At 72.9% G+C, this 14,182-nt stretch carries 13 protein-coding genes and 1 pseudogene; 5 read left to right on the forward strand and 9 right to left on the reverse strand.

Features of this window, described 5'->3' with window-relative positions:
- The first annotated feature begins 384 nt into the window (after positions 1 to 384).
- Positions 385 to 1,374, forward strand: coding sequence for a small ribosomal subunit Rsm22 family protein (locus FEF34_RS28395; protein WP_138055693.1), 990 nt, complete (start codon positions 385 to 387; stop codon positions 1,372 to 1,374).
- Between the two features lie 85 nt (positions 1,375 to 1,459).
- Here FEF34_RS28395 and ddaH read toward each other — a convergent pair whose 3' ends face one another.
- Positions 1,460 to 2,323: a dimethylargininase gene (ddaH, locus tag FEF34_RS28400; protein WP_407698311.1), complete on the reverse strand. Its 864-nt coding sequence runs from the start codon at positions 2,321 to 2,323 to the stop codon at positions 1,460 to 1,462.
- Positions 2,324 to 2,435: 112 nt separating this feature from the next.
- Between ddaH and FEF34_RS28405 the strand changes: the two genes are divergently transcribed.
- Together FEF34_RS28405 and FEF34_RS28410 are read left to right on the forward strand one after the other, a co-directional pair.
- The gene (locus FEF34_RS28405; protein WP_138055694.1) at positions 2,436 to 3,041 is read left to right on the forward strand and encodes a TetR/AcrR family transcriptional regulator; all 606 of its coding nucleotides are present in this window, start codon (positions 2,436 to 2,438) and stop codon (positions 3,039 to 3,041) included.
- Positions 3,042 to 3,215: 174 nt separating this feature from the next.
- Positions 3,216 to 3,989 carry a bifunctional DNA primase/polymerase gene (locus FEF34_RS28410; protein ID WP_138055695.1) on the forward strand — a complete coding sequence of 258 codons (774 nt, stop codon included), beginning with the start codon at positions 3,216 to 3,218 and terminating at the stop codon, positions 3,987 to 3,989.
- Positions 3,990 to 4,332: 343 nt separating this feature from the next.
- Here FEF34_RS28410 and FEF34_RS28415 read toward each other — a convergent pair whose 3' ends face one another.
- The 5 genes and pseudogenes from FEF34_RS28415 to FEF34_RS28435 form a co-directional block, all read right to left on the reverse strand.
- The gene (locus FEF34_RS28415) at positions 4,333 to 5,313 is read right to left on the reverse strand and encodes a hypothetical protein (protein ID WP_234043252.1); all 981 of its coding nucleotides are present in this window, start codon (positions 5,311 to 5,313) and stop codon (positions 4,333 to 4,335) included.
- Positions 5,201 to 6,169 carry an iron uptake transporter permease EfeU gene (gene efeU, locus FEF34_RS28420; RefSeq protein WP_138055697.1) on the reverse strand — a complete coding sequence of 323 codons (969 nt, stop codon included), beginning with the start codon at positions 6,167 to 6,169 and terminating at the stop codon, positions 5,201 to 5,203. The genes FEF34_RS28415 and efeU overlap by 113 nt, the downstream gene beginning before the upstream one ends.
- A 16-nt stretch (positions 6,170 to 6,185) precedes the next feature.
- Positions 6,186 to 7,727, reverse strand: a complete 1,542-nt coding sequence (efeB, locus tag FEF34_RS28425) for an iron uptake transporter deferrochelatase/peroxidase subunit (RefSeq protein WP_234042598.1) — start codon at positions 7,725 to 7,727, stop codon at positions 6,186 to 6,188.
- Between the two features lie 13 nt (positions 7,728 to 7,740).
- Positions 7,741 to 8,889, reverse strand: coding sequence for an iron uptake system protein EfeO (efeO, locus tag FEF34_RS28430; protein ID WP_138055698.1), 1,149 nt, complete (start codon positions 8,887 to 8,889; stop codon positions 7,741 to 7,743).
- Positions 8,890 to 9,079: 190 nt separating this feature from the next.
- A pseudogene (locus FEF34_RS28435) lies at positions 9,080 to 9,214 on the reverse strand (hemin ABC transporter ATP-binding protein); the annotation flags it as partial.
- Between the two features lie 117 nt (positions 9,215 to 9,331).
- Between FEF34_RS28435 and FEF34_RS28440 the strand changes: the two are divergent.
- A complete protein-coding gene (locus FEF34_RS28440) occupies positions 9,332 to 9,994 on the forward strand; it encodes a PhzF family phenazine biosynthesis protein (protein WP_138055699.1) in 663 nt (220 codons plus the stop codon).
- A gap of 269 nt (positions 9,995 to 10,263) precedes the next feature.
- On the opposite strand, the gene FEF34_RS28445 is transcribed toward FEF34_RS28440, so the two are convergent.
- Both FEF34_RS28445 and map read right to left on the reverse strand, forming a co-directional pair.
- The gene (locus tag FEF34_RS28445; RefSeq protein ID WP_138055700.1) at positions 10,264 to 10,926 is read right to left on the reverse strand and encodes a biliverdin-producing heme oxygenase; all 663 of its coding nucleotides are present in this window, start codon (positions 10,924 to 10,926) and stop codon (positions 10,264 to 10,266) included.
- Between the two features lie 115 nt (positions 10,927 to 11,041).
- On the reverse strand, positions 11,042 to 11,899 hold the full coding sequence (gene map, locus FEF34_RS28450) for a type I methionyl aminopeptidase (RefSeq protein ID WP_138055701.1): 858 nt from the start codon (positions 11,897 to 11,899) through the stop codon (positions 11,042 to 11,044).
- 109 nt (positions 11,900 to 12,008) lie between these two features.
- On the opposite strand from map, the gene FEF34_RS28455 reads away from it, so the two are divergent.
- Positions 12,009 to 12,239, forward strand: a complete 231-nt coding sequence (locus tag FEF34_RS28455) for a hypothetical protein (RefSeq protein ID WP_171053127.1) — start codon at positions 12,009 to 12,011, stop codon at positions 12,237 to 12,239.
- A gap of 642 nt (positions 12,240 to 12,881) precedes the next feature.
- On the opposite strand, the gene FEF34_RS28460 is transcribed toward FEF34_RS28455, so the two are convergent.
- Entirely contained in the window at positions 12,882 to 14,174 is a 1,293-nt protein-coding gene (locus FEF34_RS28460; protein ID WP_138055703.1) for an MFS transporter, read from the reverse strand.
- Positions 14,175 to 14,182 lie beyond the last annotated feature (8 nt).

Raw genomic sequence — 14,182 nt, forward strand, 5'->3', positions numbered from 1 at the left:
CGTGTACGCAGAGTAGTTCGGCCGTGTGCTTGTTCCGGGACGGTTCCCACCGGCCCCGGGGAGCGGCGCCGTGCCGGGGGTGACGACGGAGGGCCCACCGGCACTCAACGCCCCGCACGGCGCCTCGCGGTCGTTGCCGGAGTCGCCCGGGGCGTGCCCGGGCACGAGGGTGGTTCTCCGCCTCGCGGGGCACCGGGCCGGACACCGTGGGCCTCGCGGGGCTCCGCGCGGGACGCCGTGTTTCTCTGCCTCGCGGGGCACCGGGCCGGACGCCGTGGGCCTCGCGGGGCTCCGCGCCGGACGCCGTGGGCCTCGCGGGGCTCCGCGCCGGACGCCGTGGGCCTCGCGGGGCGACCCTTCCGGCCGCGGCACTAGAATTCGCCGGTGAACACAACCCTCCCCGACGCCCTCGCCGGTCTCCTCGACGGACTGCCGCAGGGTCGTGCCGCCCAGGCGGTGGAGCGCCTGATCGCCAGCTACCGGGGGGACACTCCGACCGACGCGCCGGTGCTGCGCGACCGCGCTGACGTGGCCGCCTACGCCGCGTACCGGATGCCCGCGACGTTCGAGGCGGTACGGTCCGCGCTCGACGCGTTCCGGGCGGCGGCGCCCGGGTGGACGCCCGCGACCCACACCGACATCGGCGGCGGTACGGGCGCGGCGAGCTGGGCGGTCGCCGACGCCTGGCCGGAGGGGGAGCACCGGACCACGGTCCTGGACTGGGCGGAACCCGCGCTGGAGCTCGGCCGCGAGCTGGCGGCGTCGGCGGACTCGCCGGCGCTGCGGGGCGCGCGGTGGCGGCGGGCGCGGATCGGCGAGTCGATGGGGCTGGAGCCGGCGGACCTGGTCACGGTCTCGTACGTGCTGAAGGAGCTCGACGAGCGGACCCGGGCGGCGGTCGTGCGCCAGGCCGCGGCGGCGGGGCGGACCGTCCTCGTCGTGGAACCCGGCACACCGGACGGCTACGAGCGGATCATCGCGGCGCGTGACCTGCTGGTGGACGCCGGGCTGCGGGTGGCGGCGCCGTGCCCGCACAGCGGGGAGTGCCCCATCGTGCCGGGGACGGACTGGTGCCATTTCGCGGCGCGGGTGAGCCGCTCGTCGCTCCACCGGCGGGTGAAGGGCGGCTCGTTGTCCTACGAGGACGAGAAGTTCGCCTACGTCGCCGTGACCCGTGACCCGGCGACCCCGGCACCCTCCCGGGTGACGCGGAAACCGCAGATCCGCAAGGGCCAGGTCCTGCTGGACCTGTGCTCCGCCGACGGCACCCTCCACCGCGAAACGGTCGCCAAACGCCACGGCTCCCTCTACCGTGCGGCGCGCGACACGTCCTGGGGCGCCGCCTGGCCGCCGCCGGACGCCGAGGACGCCTGAGCCGGCCGGTTCGGGCCCGCCTGCGGGCGGTGGGCGGCAGACACGCGGGTCGGTGGGGGCGGCGGACCGCCCCCGCCTTCGGCACTCAGACGCGTAGCTCCTGAGTGCAGCACTTCACGCTGCCGCCTCCCTTCAGCAGTTCGCCCGTGTCCATCCCGATCGGTTCGAAGCCCCGCGCCCGCAGAAGGTCGAAGAGGCCCAGGGCCGCCTGCGGCAGCAGGACGTGGCGGCCGTCACTGACCGCGTTGAGGCCGAAGGCCGCCGCGTCCGCCTCGCGGGCGACGAGGGCGTCGGGGAAGAGGCGGGCGAGAACCGCGCGGCTGCCCGGGGAGAAGGCGCCGGGGTAGTACATGATCTCGTCCGTCTCGTCGTCGAGGACCGACAGCGCGGTGTCCAGGTGGTAGTAGCGCGGGTCCACCAGATCGAGCCCGATCACCGGCCGTCCGAAGAACTCCTGCGCCTCGTCGTGCGACAGCGGGCTCGACCGGAAGCCCCGGCCCGCCAGCACATAGGTCGAGGTCACCGCGAAGTCGCCCTCGCCCTCGTTGATGTGGGCCGGCTCGTGGATCTCGGTGAAGCCGTGGGCTCGGAACCACTCGATATGGGCGTCCGCCTCCGCGGCCCGCTCGGGGAAGGCGAAGCGCGCGCCGAGCACCCGGCCTTCGACCACGGTGGCGCCGTTGGCGGCGAAGACCATGTCCGGCAGGTCCGCGCGGGGTTCCAGCAGTTCGACGGTGTGGCCGAGGGCGCGGTAGCGGTCGCGCAGGACCTCCCACTGGGTCATCGCCAGCGACAGGTCGACGGGCTTCCCGGGGTCCATCCAGGGGTTGATGGAGTACGTCACCTCGAAGTGCGTGGGTGGGCACATGAGGTAGCGGCGGGATCTGGCGTCACGAGGCAATGCGGGCTCCTCACGGACGACTGGGTGCACGGTTGTGCGTGAGGCCATGGTGCGGCCTCCGGCGCCTTCGCGCAGTGATCCGATCGGGTGGTTCATCGGACGTACGCCTGGTATGAATCAAGACGATACGTCTCGTCGCGGAAATTGCTAGATTGGGCCCATGCCACAGAGCAGGAAGCCCGACTCCTCACGCCGCAGCGAGCGCTCCCGCCGCGCCATCTACGACGCCGCCCTCGCGCTCGTCGGCGAAGTCGGCTACACCCGGACGACGATCGAGGGTATCGCCGCCCGCGCGGGCGTCGGCAAGCAGACCATCTACCGCTGGTGGCCCTCCAAGGCCGCCGTCCTCCTGGAAGCCTTCCTCGACGTCGCCGAGCAGGCCGCCCGGGGCGAGCACGAACTCCCCGACACCGGGGACCTGGAGCAGGACCTGAAGCTCGTGCTGCGCGCCACCGTCGACGAACTCAACTCGCCCGTCTACGACGCCCCCGCACGCGCCCTCGCCGCCGAGAGCGTCGTGGACCCCGCCCTCGCCGCCCGGTTCGTGGAGAAGGTCCTCGAACCGCAACTGGAGCTGTACGTGCACAGACTGCGCGGGGCCCAGGACGTCGGGCAGGCGAGCCCCGGCGTCGACCCCCGCATCGCCCTGGAGCTGCTCGTGGGACCGCTGGCCCACCGCTGGCTGCTGCGTACCCTGCCCCTCACGCACGAGTACGCCGACAGGGTCGTCGAGTACGCCCTCCACGGCCTCGCCCCCCGCCCCTGACCGGCCCCGCCACCCGTCCCTGACCGGCCCCGCCACCCGTCCCGACCGGCGATTCGGCCACTCGATCGGGGGGTGCGGCCACCCGGCGCGTCCGATGGTGGGACGATGGCGGCAGTGCCGACGCGCGGCCGTGCCCGCGCGTGCCGGGGCGAGCAGGGAGATGTGAGGGGATAGATGGGCGACGGCAACGGCCGCTACCGCGGCACGGAGAACAGGCTTTCCTGGGACAACCGGCTGCCGCAGTGGCTGCGCCGCCGCTCCCGGGAGGACGCCGCCGGCGCCGCGTCCGACCGCGCCCGGGACCGTCTCGACCAGCTTCTGGCGGCGGCAGCCGCGGGACTCCCGCTCGCGCCCGCCGCGCACCCCTCGGGATACAGCTGCTCCTGTGAGCGCATCGGTTGTCCGACGCCGGCCCGGCACCCCGTCTCGTTCGCCTGGCAGACCCAGTCCACGCACGACCCCGCCTCCGTCGAGCGCTGGGCGGAGGACCAGCCCGAGGCGAACTTCATCACCGCCACCGGCATGGTCCACGACGTCCTCGACGTACCGCTGGAGGCCGGACGGGCCGCGCTGGAGCGGCTGCTCGCGGACGGCACCGACGTCGGCCCGGTCACCGAGTCCGGAGAAGGGCGGATGCTGTTCTTCACCGCGACCCGCGGTACGCCCGAGGACGAGGACGAGTGGTGGCCCTGCGAACTCGACTGCCATCCCGGGACGATGGACGAGCATCCGGGCCTGCGCTGGCACAGCCGCGGCAGTTACGTCCTCGTACCGCCCTCGCGGCTCCCCGGTGATCTCGGTGTCGCCTGGGTGCGCGGCCCCGAGCACCCGCTGCCGGACCCGCTGACCCTGCTGGAGGCACTGGCGGACGCCTGCACCAGGTACGCCGAGAAGACCGGCCGGCACGACCCGGACCACCACACGGTGACCTGGCCGTCGAGCCGTTGAGCCGCTGGCCGTCGCGTTGAGCCGCTGGCCGTCGCGTTGAGCCGCTGGCCGTCGCGTTGAGCCGCTGGCCGTCGCGTTGCGCCGCTGGCCGTCGCGTTGCGCCGCTGGCTGTCGTGTTGCGTCTCCGCGCGTCGTTGAGCGTTGCGTCTCTGCGCGTCGTTGAGCCGTTGAGCTGCTGGCCGTCGCGTTGCGCCTCCCCGCGCCGCTGAGTCGTTCAGGCGCTCGGCCTTCGCGCGCCCGTGCCCCCGAGTCACCCGCCCCTTACGCCCGCCCATGGTGCCCGTGGCACCCGTGCCCCCTGATGCCCCTGAACGCCGCCACGCCCCGGAGAGGCCCGCGCGGTCTACGAGCCGCGCGCCGCCGTCACGCCCTGCAGCCGGCTGATGATCCGCATCGGCGGGCCGGCCGCACCCTTCGGGGCCACCGTCACCGCCTGGCTCGAGACCCACTCCTTGGTGAGCGTGCTCTTCACCTCACCGCTCATGAGCGCCTTCACGTCCGGGCTCACCTTGGGCCGGTAACCCTGCGCGGCGGTCTGCCGGTCGAAGTAGCGCAGCGCGAAGAACACCAGTGCCCCGCCGTCCTCCGTGGCCAGCCCGAGGGGCGCGAAGTCCCCGGTGTCCAGCGCCTGGTCGACGTACTGCGTGCTGAGCCCCGCCCGCCGGCCGTTCTGCTCGCGCACCTGCCGCCATCCGCTCGTGTGCGCGCCGTCGGCGAAGTGCCGCGGCTTGCCGGTCCGCAGGTACGAGGCGTACTCCTCGCTCAGATCGCGCGGGGCGACGGCCGTCGCGTCGGAGTCGGGGGCTACCGGCTCCGCCCAGCCCTCCTGGTCCGTGCGGAACTTCGGCACATCGCCCGGCGAGAGGATCGCCAGATACGCGGCCTCCCACAGCTGCTTGTTGCTGTTCTTGACGAACACGATCAGCCAGCGGCTGTCCTGGTCGCCCGAGTCGGTGTCCCGGTTGCTGTCGGCGTCCGCCACGAAGAAGCGCGGCCAGCCCGCCTTCTTGGGGATGTGGTAGGTCGTGTCGCTGAGCTCCAGCGGGCGGTGACGTGGGTTGCCGCCGGGCGTGGTGATGCTGCGGGCCTTCAGGCCCGCCTGGTTGATGGCGCCCAGCGCGCCCGTGACCCGGCCCGCGTCGAGGGCCGGGTCGTAGGCCTTGTCGGCCGCGTTGTAGGCGTCGGTGAAGTCCTGGAGGGCCTGCTCGGCCTCAGCGTTCGTCGCCGACGGTACGACCTCCAGCTCGCCGTGCACCGTCACGCACCCGCTCGCCGTCAGCGACAGCACCGTCACCGTCGCGAGCCCCGTCGCCGCCCGACCCAGCCTGCTCATCGGTTGCCTTCTGTTCCTCGCCGCCCCGCACTGACCGTCCGAACCCTACCGGGGCGAGGAACAGCGTGAGTGCCGGGACCAGATACAGCGCCCACACCGTGACCTGGAGGACGGTCGGGTTCGGCTGGAAGTTGAACACGCCCTTCAGCAGGGTGCCGTACCAGCTGTCCGGCGGGACGGTGGCGCTGATGTCGAACGCCTTGTCGGCGAGGCCGCCCAGGAAACGGGCCTCCTGCAGATCGTGCACCCCGTACGCCAGCACACCGGCGGCCACGACCACCAGCATCCCGCCGGTCCAGGTGAAGAACCTCGCCAGGTTGATCCGCAGGGCACCCCGGTAGAACAGCCAGCTGAGCAGCACGGCCGTCGCGATCCCGAGCAGGACCCCGGCGAGCGGCGCGGACGAGCCGGCGGTGTCCGCGGCCGCCCGGACGGACGCCCAGACGAACAGGGCCGTCTCCAGGCCCTCCCGGCCCACCGCCAGGAACGCCGTGGCGACCAGCGCACCGGTGCCCATCCGCAGTGCGGCGTCCAGCCTGCCGTGCAGTTCGGCCCTCAGATGCCGTGCGGTCCGCCGCATCCAGAAGACCATCCAGGTGACCAGGCAGACCGCGACGATCGACAGGGTGCCGCCCAGCAGTTCCTGGGCCTCGAACGTCAGCTCCTGGGAACCGAACTCGAGGGCCGCGCCGAAGGCGAGGGACACCCCGCAGGCGACGCCGACGCCGGCCCACACCGGCTTCAGCGCGTCCCTGCGGTCCGTCTTGACCAGATAGGCGACGAGGATGCAGACGACCAGCCCGGCCTCCAGACCCTCGCGCAGCCCGATCAGATAGTTGCCGAACACGGGAGGTCCCTTCCGCTCACGAGAACAGCGCCCGGCCCCACCAGTCGTCCTTGTCCCGGACTCCCGGCGGGATCGCGTACAGCGCCGAACCCACGTGCTGGATGTACTCGTTGAGGTCGTCGGAGGCCAGACTCCGCTGTACCGGGACGAAGCCGTGGGCGACGTCCCGCTGGTAGGCGAGGAAGAACAGGCCCGCGTCGAGCCGGCCGAGCCCGTCCGTGCCGTCGGTGAAGGAGAAGCCGCGGCGCAGCATCCTCGCCCCGCCGTTGGAGTCGGGGTGCGCGAGGCGTACGTGCGCCGTGGGCAGCATCGCGGGCAGGAACGGCTCGTCCCGTTCCCTCGCCCTGCCGACCGGGGCGCCCTCGCCCTTGTCGCGGCCGAAGATGTCCTCCTGCTCCTTCAGCGACGTCCGGTCCCAGGTCTCGATGTTCATCCGGATCCGGCGTGCCACGAGGTAGGAGCCGCCGACGAGCCAGGCCGGGCCGTCCTTCCGCGAGACCCAGACGTGCTTGCCGAGGGCGGCGGTGTCGGTGCCGGCGATGTTGCGGGTGCCGTCCTTGAAGCCCATCAGATTGCGCGGCGTCTGCGCCTCGGGCGTCGTCGAGGACGTCTTGCCGAAGCCGAGCTGCGACCAGCGGACGGCGACCTTGCCGAAGCCGATCCGGGCGAGCTGGCGGATGGCGTGCACCGCCACCTGCGGGTCGTCGGCGCAGGCCTGGACGCACAGGTCGCCCCCGCTGCGCGCGGGATCGAGGTTGTCCCCGGCGAACTTCGGCAGCTCGACGAGGGCCGCGGGGCGGCGGTCCCCCAGCCCGAAGCGGGCGTCGAAGAGCGACGGGCCGAAGCCGACGGTGAGGGTGAGCCGGGAAGGCTTCAGTCCGAGCGCCTCGCCGGTGTCGTCCGGCGGGGCCTCGGCGAGACCGCCGTACGCGCCCTCGCCGACCGTGTCGCCGGCGGTCATTTGCTCGGCGGCCCGGGTCCAGTCCTGCAGCAACCGGACCAGTTCGGCCCGGTCCCGGGTCTTCACGTCGAAGGACGCGAAGTGCAGCCGGTCCTGCACCGCGGTGGCGATGCCGGCCTGGTGCGCGCCGTGGAAAGGCACCGCGGCGCCGCTCGCGGCCGCCGGCGCGGTCCGGTCCTCGCCGGCCGTCGCGGCGGCCACGGCGCCCCCGGCCACGGCGGCGCCGAGCGCGAGCCCGGCACCTCCCCAGCCGAGCAGCGCACGCCGCGAGGGCGCGGCCGTCGCCCGGGCGACGCCCGTGCCGGTGTGGGTGGGCTTGTCGGTCGGCTCCGGTGTGCCGGTGTGGGTGGGCTTGTCGGTCGGCTCCGGTGTGCTGGTGTGGGTGGGCTTGTCGGTCGGCTCCGGTGTGCTGGTGTGGGTGGGCTTGTCGGTCGGCTCCGGCGTGCCGGTGTGCGTGGGCTCGTCCGTCCGCTCCCGCGCGCCGGTGTGCGTGGGCTCGGCGGTCCGTTCGTTCCTGCCGGTCCCCGTGCCGGTGTCCCCGCGCTCGTCCGTGCCGGGCTGCGCCGTCCCGGCCGGGGGTGTGGTCTCCTCGGACATGTCTGCCGTCCCCCTACTCGACCACGGCCGCGGCCAGCTTCGACAGCGGCTCGGCCAGCGCGTTGACCCCGTCGGACAGCTCCTTGCGCTGGGCCCCGGAGACCTTGTCGTACGAGGTGAAGACGTAGGTGCTCTTGTCCGCACGGTACTTGTCGAGCAGCGTGTTCAGCGCGGCGAACTGCTTGTCGAGCTCGGCGACGAGCTCCGCGTCGTTCTTCGACGCGACCGGCTTCAGCAGCTCGTACGACTTCTGCGCGCCCTCGACGTTGGCCTTGAAGTCGACCAGGTCGGTGTGGGAGTAGCGCTCCTCCTCGCCGGTGACCTTGCCCGTGGCCACCTCGTCCAGGAGTTCCTTGGCGCCGTTGGCCATCGACGTCGGGGTGATCTCGGCGGTACCGACCTTCTTCACCCAGACCGCGAGGTCCTTGTCGAGGGTGTCGGCGAGCGCCTTCTCCTCGGCGCCCAGCTTCCCGTCCTGCCACAGCGCCTTCTCCAGGCGGTGCCAGCCGGTCCACTTCTCGCCCGGCTCCAGGTCGGCCACACCGTCCTCGCGGAGGTCGACCTTCGGGTCGATGTCGCCGAACGACTCGGCGACCGGCTCCGTGCGCTCCCAGCCGATCCGGGAGTCCGCGTACGCCTTCTTCGCCGCCTCGATGTCGCCGGCGCGGACGGCGTCGGTGAACACCTTCGCCTTCGGGAGCGTCTCGTCGGCCTGCTGCTGCGCGTACGTGCGGTACGCGGCGACCGCCGCGTCCATCTCCGGGGAGCGCTTCGCCGCGGTGCCGCCGGTCGCCTTGACCGGGCGGCGGATGCCCTCGCCCCGCATCCCCGGCTTGCAGGCGATCTCGTAGTCGCCGGCCTTCACCTCCGCGGTCAGACTCGCCTTGGTGCCGGGGCCGATGTTCTCGCGCTCGGTGACGATGCGGTCGTCGGGGAAGAGGATGTAGACCTCGGTGACCTTGGAGCCCTTGTTCTCGATGTCCAGCCGGACGTGACCGGCCGGGAACTCCTTCGCGGACACCTCGCAGGAGTCGTCCTTCGCGGTCACGGCGATGGCACCGCTGCCGTCCTCTGCATCGCTCTTCTCGGCGCAGCCCGTGACGGCGGTGAGCGCGGAAAGCGCGGCCGCGGCGGTGACGACGGACAGGCGGGCGGGTTGCATACGGGCTCCACGGGGACGGGTTCGGGGACGGGGTGCGGACGGGCGGTCAGCCGGTGAGGCTGACCTAACTTAACCGAGCCTTACCTGAGCGGCAGCGGTCCGTCCAGTGATTCGGATCTCATCCCCGCACATCGGGAACGGGGAGGTCACGGCACCGCCACGACCGCCCCACGAGTGGGTCAAGTGCGGGTCAAGGTTCCCGTTTCGCCGCGATGAGCGGGGTGCCGGTGCGCGGGTGCGGCAGCACCTCCACCGGCCGCCGGCGGACGTCGCCGAGCAGTTCGCCGCGGAACACCCTCGCCGGGCCGCCCTCGACGGCGATCCGCCGCCGCGCCACCGCCCGGGGCTGACGCCCTCCCGGCACCGGCAGGGTCGCGTCCGCCACCGAGCCGGTAGGCGCGACCTGCCGGTCCGTGTCGTACGGGGATGCTTCAATGCCCGGGTGACACACGAACGACCCCGCGGCCTCGACGTCCTGCGCGTCTTCTGCTCCGGCGACGGCCGCCACGGCAACGCCCTCGGAGTCGTGCGCGACGGGCGGCCGTACCCCGACGAGACGTCCCGCCGGGCGCTCGCCGCCGAACTGGGCTTCAGTGAGACCGTGTTCGTCGACGACCCCGAGCGCGGCGTCGTCGACATCCACACCCCGGGGGCACGTCTGCCGTTCGCCGGCCATCCTCTCGTCGGGGTGGCGTGGCTGCTGGACCTGGAGACGGTGAACCCCCCGGCGGGGGAGGTGTGGGTGCGCTCCGACGGCGAGTTCACCTGGATCGCCGCCCCCGCCGAGTGGGCCCCGCCGCGCACCTTGCGCCGGTACGGCTCGGCGGCCGAGGTCGAGGCACTGGAGGTGCCGCCGCCGGGCGAATGGACGTACGCATGGGCGTGGGAGGACGAGGCCGCGGGCCGGATCCGGGCCCGCGCCTTCCCCGGCAGGGGCGACGGCATCGACGAGGACGAGGCCACCGGCGCGGCGGCGCTGCTGCTGACCGAACGGCTCGGCCGCGCACTGAACATCACCCAGGGGCGCGGCTCCCAGCTCCTGACGGCCCCCGCACCCGGCGGACTGATCGAACTCGGCGGCCGCGTACGGCTCGCGGGCCCCTGACGCGTCGCGGCGGAGGCGCCGACCCGGGAAGGCCGGCGCCCGGGGCGCGCGATGCCGTGCCCGAGGTCGCACCGCTCCGTCGCCCGCGGTCACGGCGGTCACGCGCTGGCCTGCGGTCGCGGGACGCCTTCGCGACGCCTGCGGCCACGCGGCGTCCGGGTGCGTGGGAAGAGAACGGTCGGGGACGCTCCCGCGACGCCTGCGGTCATGCGGCGTCCGCAGGCGCGGGAAGAGCACGGGCACGGGAAACGCGCTGTCCCGCCGCCGCGTCACGCCGCGCTGAGCGGGAACTCCCGGCCCAGCTCGCGGAACACCGCGCCGTTGAAGTCGAAGGCGCGCCTGCACTCGTCGATGATGCGCTGCTTCTCGAGGTCGTCCGCGTTCACCGCGTCCAGCAGTTCCCGGTAACCCCGCTTGAACGCGGCCGGGTTGGAGATCTGCTCGAAGACGTAGAAGCGGACCCCGTCACCCTTGCGGTCGAAGCCCCAGGTGCGCTCGGCCTTGTCGCGGATGACCTGGCCGCCGGAGAGGTCCCCGAGGTACCGGGTGTAGTGGTGGGCCACATAGCCCGCCGGCCACGTCCGGGCGCACTCCTCGACCCGGGCCGCGTACGCGGCCGTGGCGGGCAGCGGGCGCAGACCGGCACGCCAGTCCGGCCCGCGCAGATGCGCCAGGTCCCGCTGCAGCTCGGCCGCGCGGAACAGCTCCGGCCGGATGAACGGCCCCGCGACCGGGTCGGCATCGAGGGCCCCGGCCGAGTCCTCCAGCGCCCGGTACACGAACCACAGTTGTTCCGTGTAGCGGGCGTACGCCTCGACCGCCAGCCGGCCGTCGAGCAGATCGCTCATGAAGGTCGACGTCTCCGCCTCGGTGTGCTGTTCGTGCGACGCGACACGGATCTGGGTCGAGAAGGGCGTGTCCGGCGTGTCCAAGGCGGGCCTCCGGGGACCGATGGGGACGGGAACCAGTGGGATCCTCTTACTTAGGCTTACCTAAGTCAACTGGTTCCCGACGACCTGTCGGTAAAAACGCTACCCAGGATTCGCGTCAGGGCAACGTCAGGATGTCGGCTCCGGTCTCCGTCACCACCAGCGTGTGCTCGAACTGCGCGGTCCGCTTGCGGTCCTTCGTCACCACGGTCCAGCCGTCGTCCCACATGTCGTACTCGTGCGTCCCGAGCGTCAGCATCGGCTCGATGGTGAACGTCATGCCGGGCTGCATCACGGTCGTCGCGTGCGGGCTGTCGTAGTGCGGGATGATCAGGCCGGAGTGGAACGAGGAGTTGATGCCGTGGCCGGTGAAGTCGCGTACGACGCCGTAGCCGAACCGCTTCGCGTACGACTCGATGACCCGCCCGATGACGTTGATCTGGCGGCCGGGCCGGACCGCCTTGATCGCGCGGTTGAGTGACTCCCGCGTCCGCTCGACCAGCAGCGCGGACTGCTCGTCCACGTCGCCGCAGAGATAGGTGGCGTTGTTGTCGCCGTGCACACCGCCGATGTACGCGGTGACGTCCAGGTTCACGATGTCGCCGTCCCGCAGCACCGTGGAGTCGGGGATGCCGTGGCAGATGACCTCGTTGAGCGAGGAGCACAGCGACTTGGGGAAGCCCCGGTAGCCGAGCGTCGACGGGTACGCCCCGTGGTCGCACATGAACTCGTGCGCGACCCGGTCGAGTTCGTCCGTGGTCACCCCGGGGGCGATGAGCTTCGCGGCCTCCTCCATCGCCTGGGCGGCGATTCGGCCCGCGACGCGCATCCTCTCGATCGTCTCGGTGTCCTGGATCTCCGGCCCGGTGTACGGCTTGGGCGCGGGCCTCCCGACGTACTCGGGGCGCCGGATGTTTCCGGGTACGGAACGGGTGGGAGAGAGCTTCCCTGGTACGAGCAGCGACTGGCCAGACATGCAGCGAGTCTAACCGGGGGTTCCCGGCGCTCCGGGCGCCGGGAACGGCGTCGTTCTCGGGCGAAGGGGAAGACGTCGGGGCAGCATGGGTCAGAGGAAGGAGCCGACGATGGCCCTGTTCAAGAAGCGCACGGTGGGCAAGCCGGGCGAGTGGTACTACTGCCTGGAGCACAAGAAGGTCGAGGAGGGGCCCGAGTGCCCGGCGAAGGACCGCTTCGGTCCGTACGCCACGCGCGAGGAGGCCACGCACGCGATGGAGCTGGCGCGGGAGCGGAATCTGGAGTGGGAGAACGACCCGCGGTGGCACGACGCGCCGCGTGGGGGCGACACCGCCGACTGAGCGCGGGGCGGACCTGGAGGGCGGACCGGCGCCCGGCCGTGCGCCGCAGGAGCCGTACCCGTCCGACCGGCTCCGGCGCCGGCTGCGGCTGCGGCTGCGGCTGCGGGACCGTCTGCCGTCTGCCGCACTTGGGCGGTGGGGAGTGCCGGACCGTCTGCCGTCTGCCGTCCCCGGGCGGTGGCTGCCGGGTGTCCCTGCCGCACTCGGGTTGCGGTTGCCGGACCTTGTGGTGTCTGCCGCACTTGGGCGGTGGGGAGTGCCGGACCGTCTGCCGTCTGCCGTCCCCGGGCGGTGGCTGCCGGGTGTCCCTGCCGCACTCGGGTTGCGGTTGCCGGACCTTGTGGTGTCTGCCGCACTTGGGCGGTGGGGAGTGCCGGACCGTCTGCCGTCTGCCGTCCCCGGGCGGTGGCTGCCGGGTGTCCCTGCCGCACTCGGGTTGCGGTTGCCGGACCTTGTGGCGTCTGCCGCACTCGGGCGGTGGGGAGTGCCGCATCGTCCGCCGCACCGGCCGCAGCTGGCGGATGGGGCCTGCCGCACTCGCGCCGTGCGGGCCGGGGCGCCTGCCGCAGGGCGCCGTCCCACCGGACCGCTGCCGGGACAGTCCTTGGGCGGCTCCGCACCGCGACGCGGCTCTCCCTCCCGTCAGGCAGCCGTTCCCGCCGCCGTCCCCTCCTTCTGGGCACGGCGGCGCAGGGCGTCCTCGTCCGTCGCCGCGTCATACGTGACGAGCTTCGGCAGCGCCGCCGTCAGCAGGCCCACCGAGGCCACGCAGAGCAGCCCGCCGCTCCAGAACGCCGCCCGGGTGCCGGTCCACCCCGCCACCGCACCCGCGCGCACCTGGCCCAGCTGCGGCCCCACGCTGTAGGAGAGCACCTCGATGCCCGCGAGGCGGCCGCGCAATGACTCCGGGATCGTCTGGTTCCAGATGGTGGAGCGGCCCAGTCCGCTGAGCATGTCGCCGGCGCCCGCGAAGGCGAGGCAGAGCAGCACCAGCCAGATGTTCGCGAACCAGCCGGCCGCGGCGATCGCGAGCCCCCATCCGGCGGCGCCGAACACCACGAACAGGCCGTGCCGGCGCACCCGGGAGGTCCAGCCGCTGGTCAGGCTGAGCAGCAGTGAGCCGACCGACCCCGCCGCGTACATCAGCCCCAGCGACCATTCCGCGTCGAGCTCGTCGGCGAGGAACGGGAAGATCGTGTTGGGGAAGGCGAAGAACATCGCGGCCAGGTCCACCGCGTAGGTGCCCAGCAGTACCGGCCGGCTCCACGCGTACCGGGCGCCCTCCGCGATGCCCCGCAGGGACGGCCTCTCCGCGTCGTGCGCGGGCGGGGCGGGGGAGAGCCGGCTGCACAGCGCCACGGAGACCAGGAACCCGGCGGCCGTCGTGGTGTACGCCGTCGCGTGTCCCGCGTACGCCACGACCAGCCCGGCCAGCGCCGGCCCGGCGATGGCGCCGAGCTGCCAGCGCAGCGCGTTGAGCGCGGCCGCGGCGGTCTGCTGGTCGTGCGGCACGATCCGGGCCATCAGGGAGTCCAGTGCGGGGCGCTGCAGACCGGCGAGAGCGGAGACACCCGCCGCGACGACATAGAGCGGCCACAGTGCGGGCGTCGGCAGCAACGCGTTGACCAGCAGGATCGTGGCCATCACGGCCATGCCGCCCTCGGTGAGGACCAGTACCCCGCGCCGGTCCACCGCATCGGCGAGCGCGCCCCCGTACAGCCCGAACACCACCAGCGGCACGAGTTCCACGGCGCCCATGATCCCGACCGCGAGCGGCGAGCCCGTCAGGTCCTTGATCTGCAGCGGCAGCGCCACCATCGCCATGAAGCTGCTGAGGAACGTGATGAGCCCCTGCACCCACAGCAGACGGAAGTCCCGTGAGGAGCGCCAGGGGGAGAGGTCGGGGAGAAGCGTGCCGCCGAGTCGTGAAGCCACGACCGGCC

The sequence above is a fragment of the Streptomyces marianii genome (assembly GCF_005795905.1).
Taxonomy (GTDB): Bacteria; Actinomycetota; Actinomycetes; order Streptomycetales; family Streptomycetaceae; genus Streptomyces; species Streptomyces marianii.

What these genes read in the sequence shown, in the direction of transcription:
- efeB (WP_234042598.1), bottom strand. Translation starts at nt 7,727, where the DNA reads ATGTCCGAGGAGACCACACCCCCGGCCGGGACGGCGCAGCCCGGCACG.
- efeO (WP_138055698.1), bottom strand. Translation starts at nt 8,889, where the DNA reads ATGCAACCCGCCCGCCTGTCCGTCGTCACCGCCGCGGCCGCGCTTTCC.
- FEF34_RS28455 (WP_171053127.1), top strand. Translation starts at nt 12,009, where the DNA reads ATGGCCCTGTTCAAGAAGCGCACGGTGGGCAAGCCGGGCGAGTGGTAC.
- map (WP_138055701.1), bottom strand. Translation starts at nt 11,899, where the DNA reads ATGTCTGGCCAGTCGCTGCTCGTACCAGGGAAGCTCTCTCCCACCCGT.
- FEF34_RS28405 (WP_138055694.1), top strand. Translation starts at nt 2,436, where the DNA reads ATGCCACAGAGCAGGAAGCCCGACTCCTCACGCCGCAGCGAGCGCTCC.
- ddaH (WP_407698311.1), bottom strand. Translation starts at nt 2,323, where the DNA reads ATGGCCTCACGCACAACCGTGCACCCAGTCGTCCGTGAGGAGCCCGCA.
- FEF34_RS28410 (WP_138055695.1), top strand. Translation starts at nt 3,216, where the DNA reads ATGGGCGACGGCAACGGCCGCTACCGCGGCACGGAGAACAGGCTTTCC.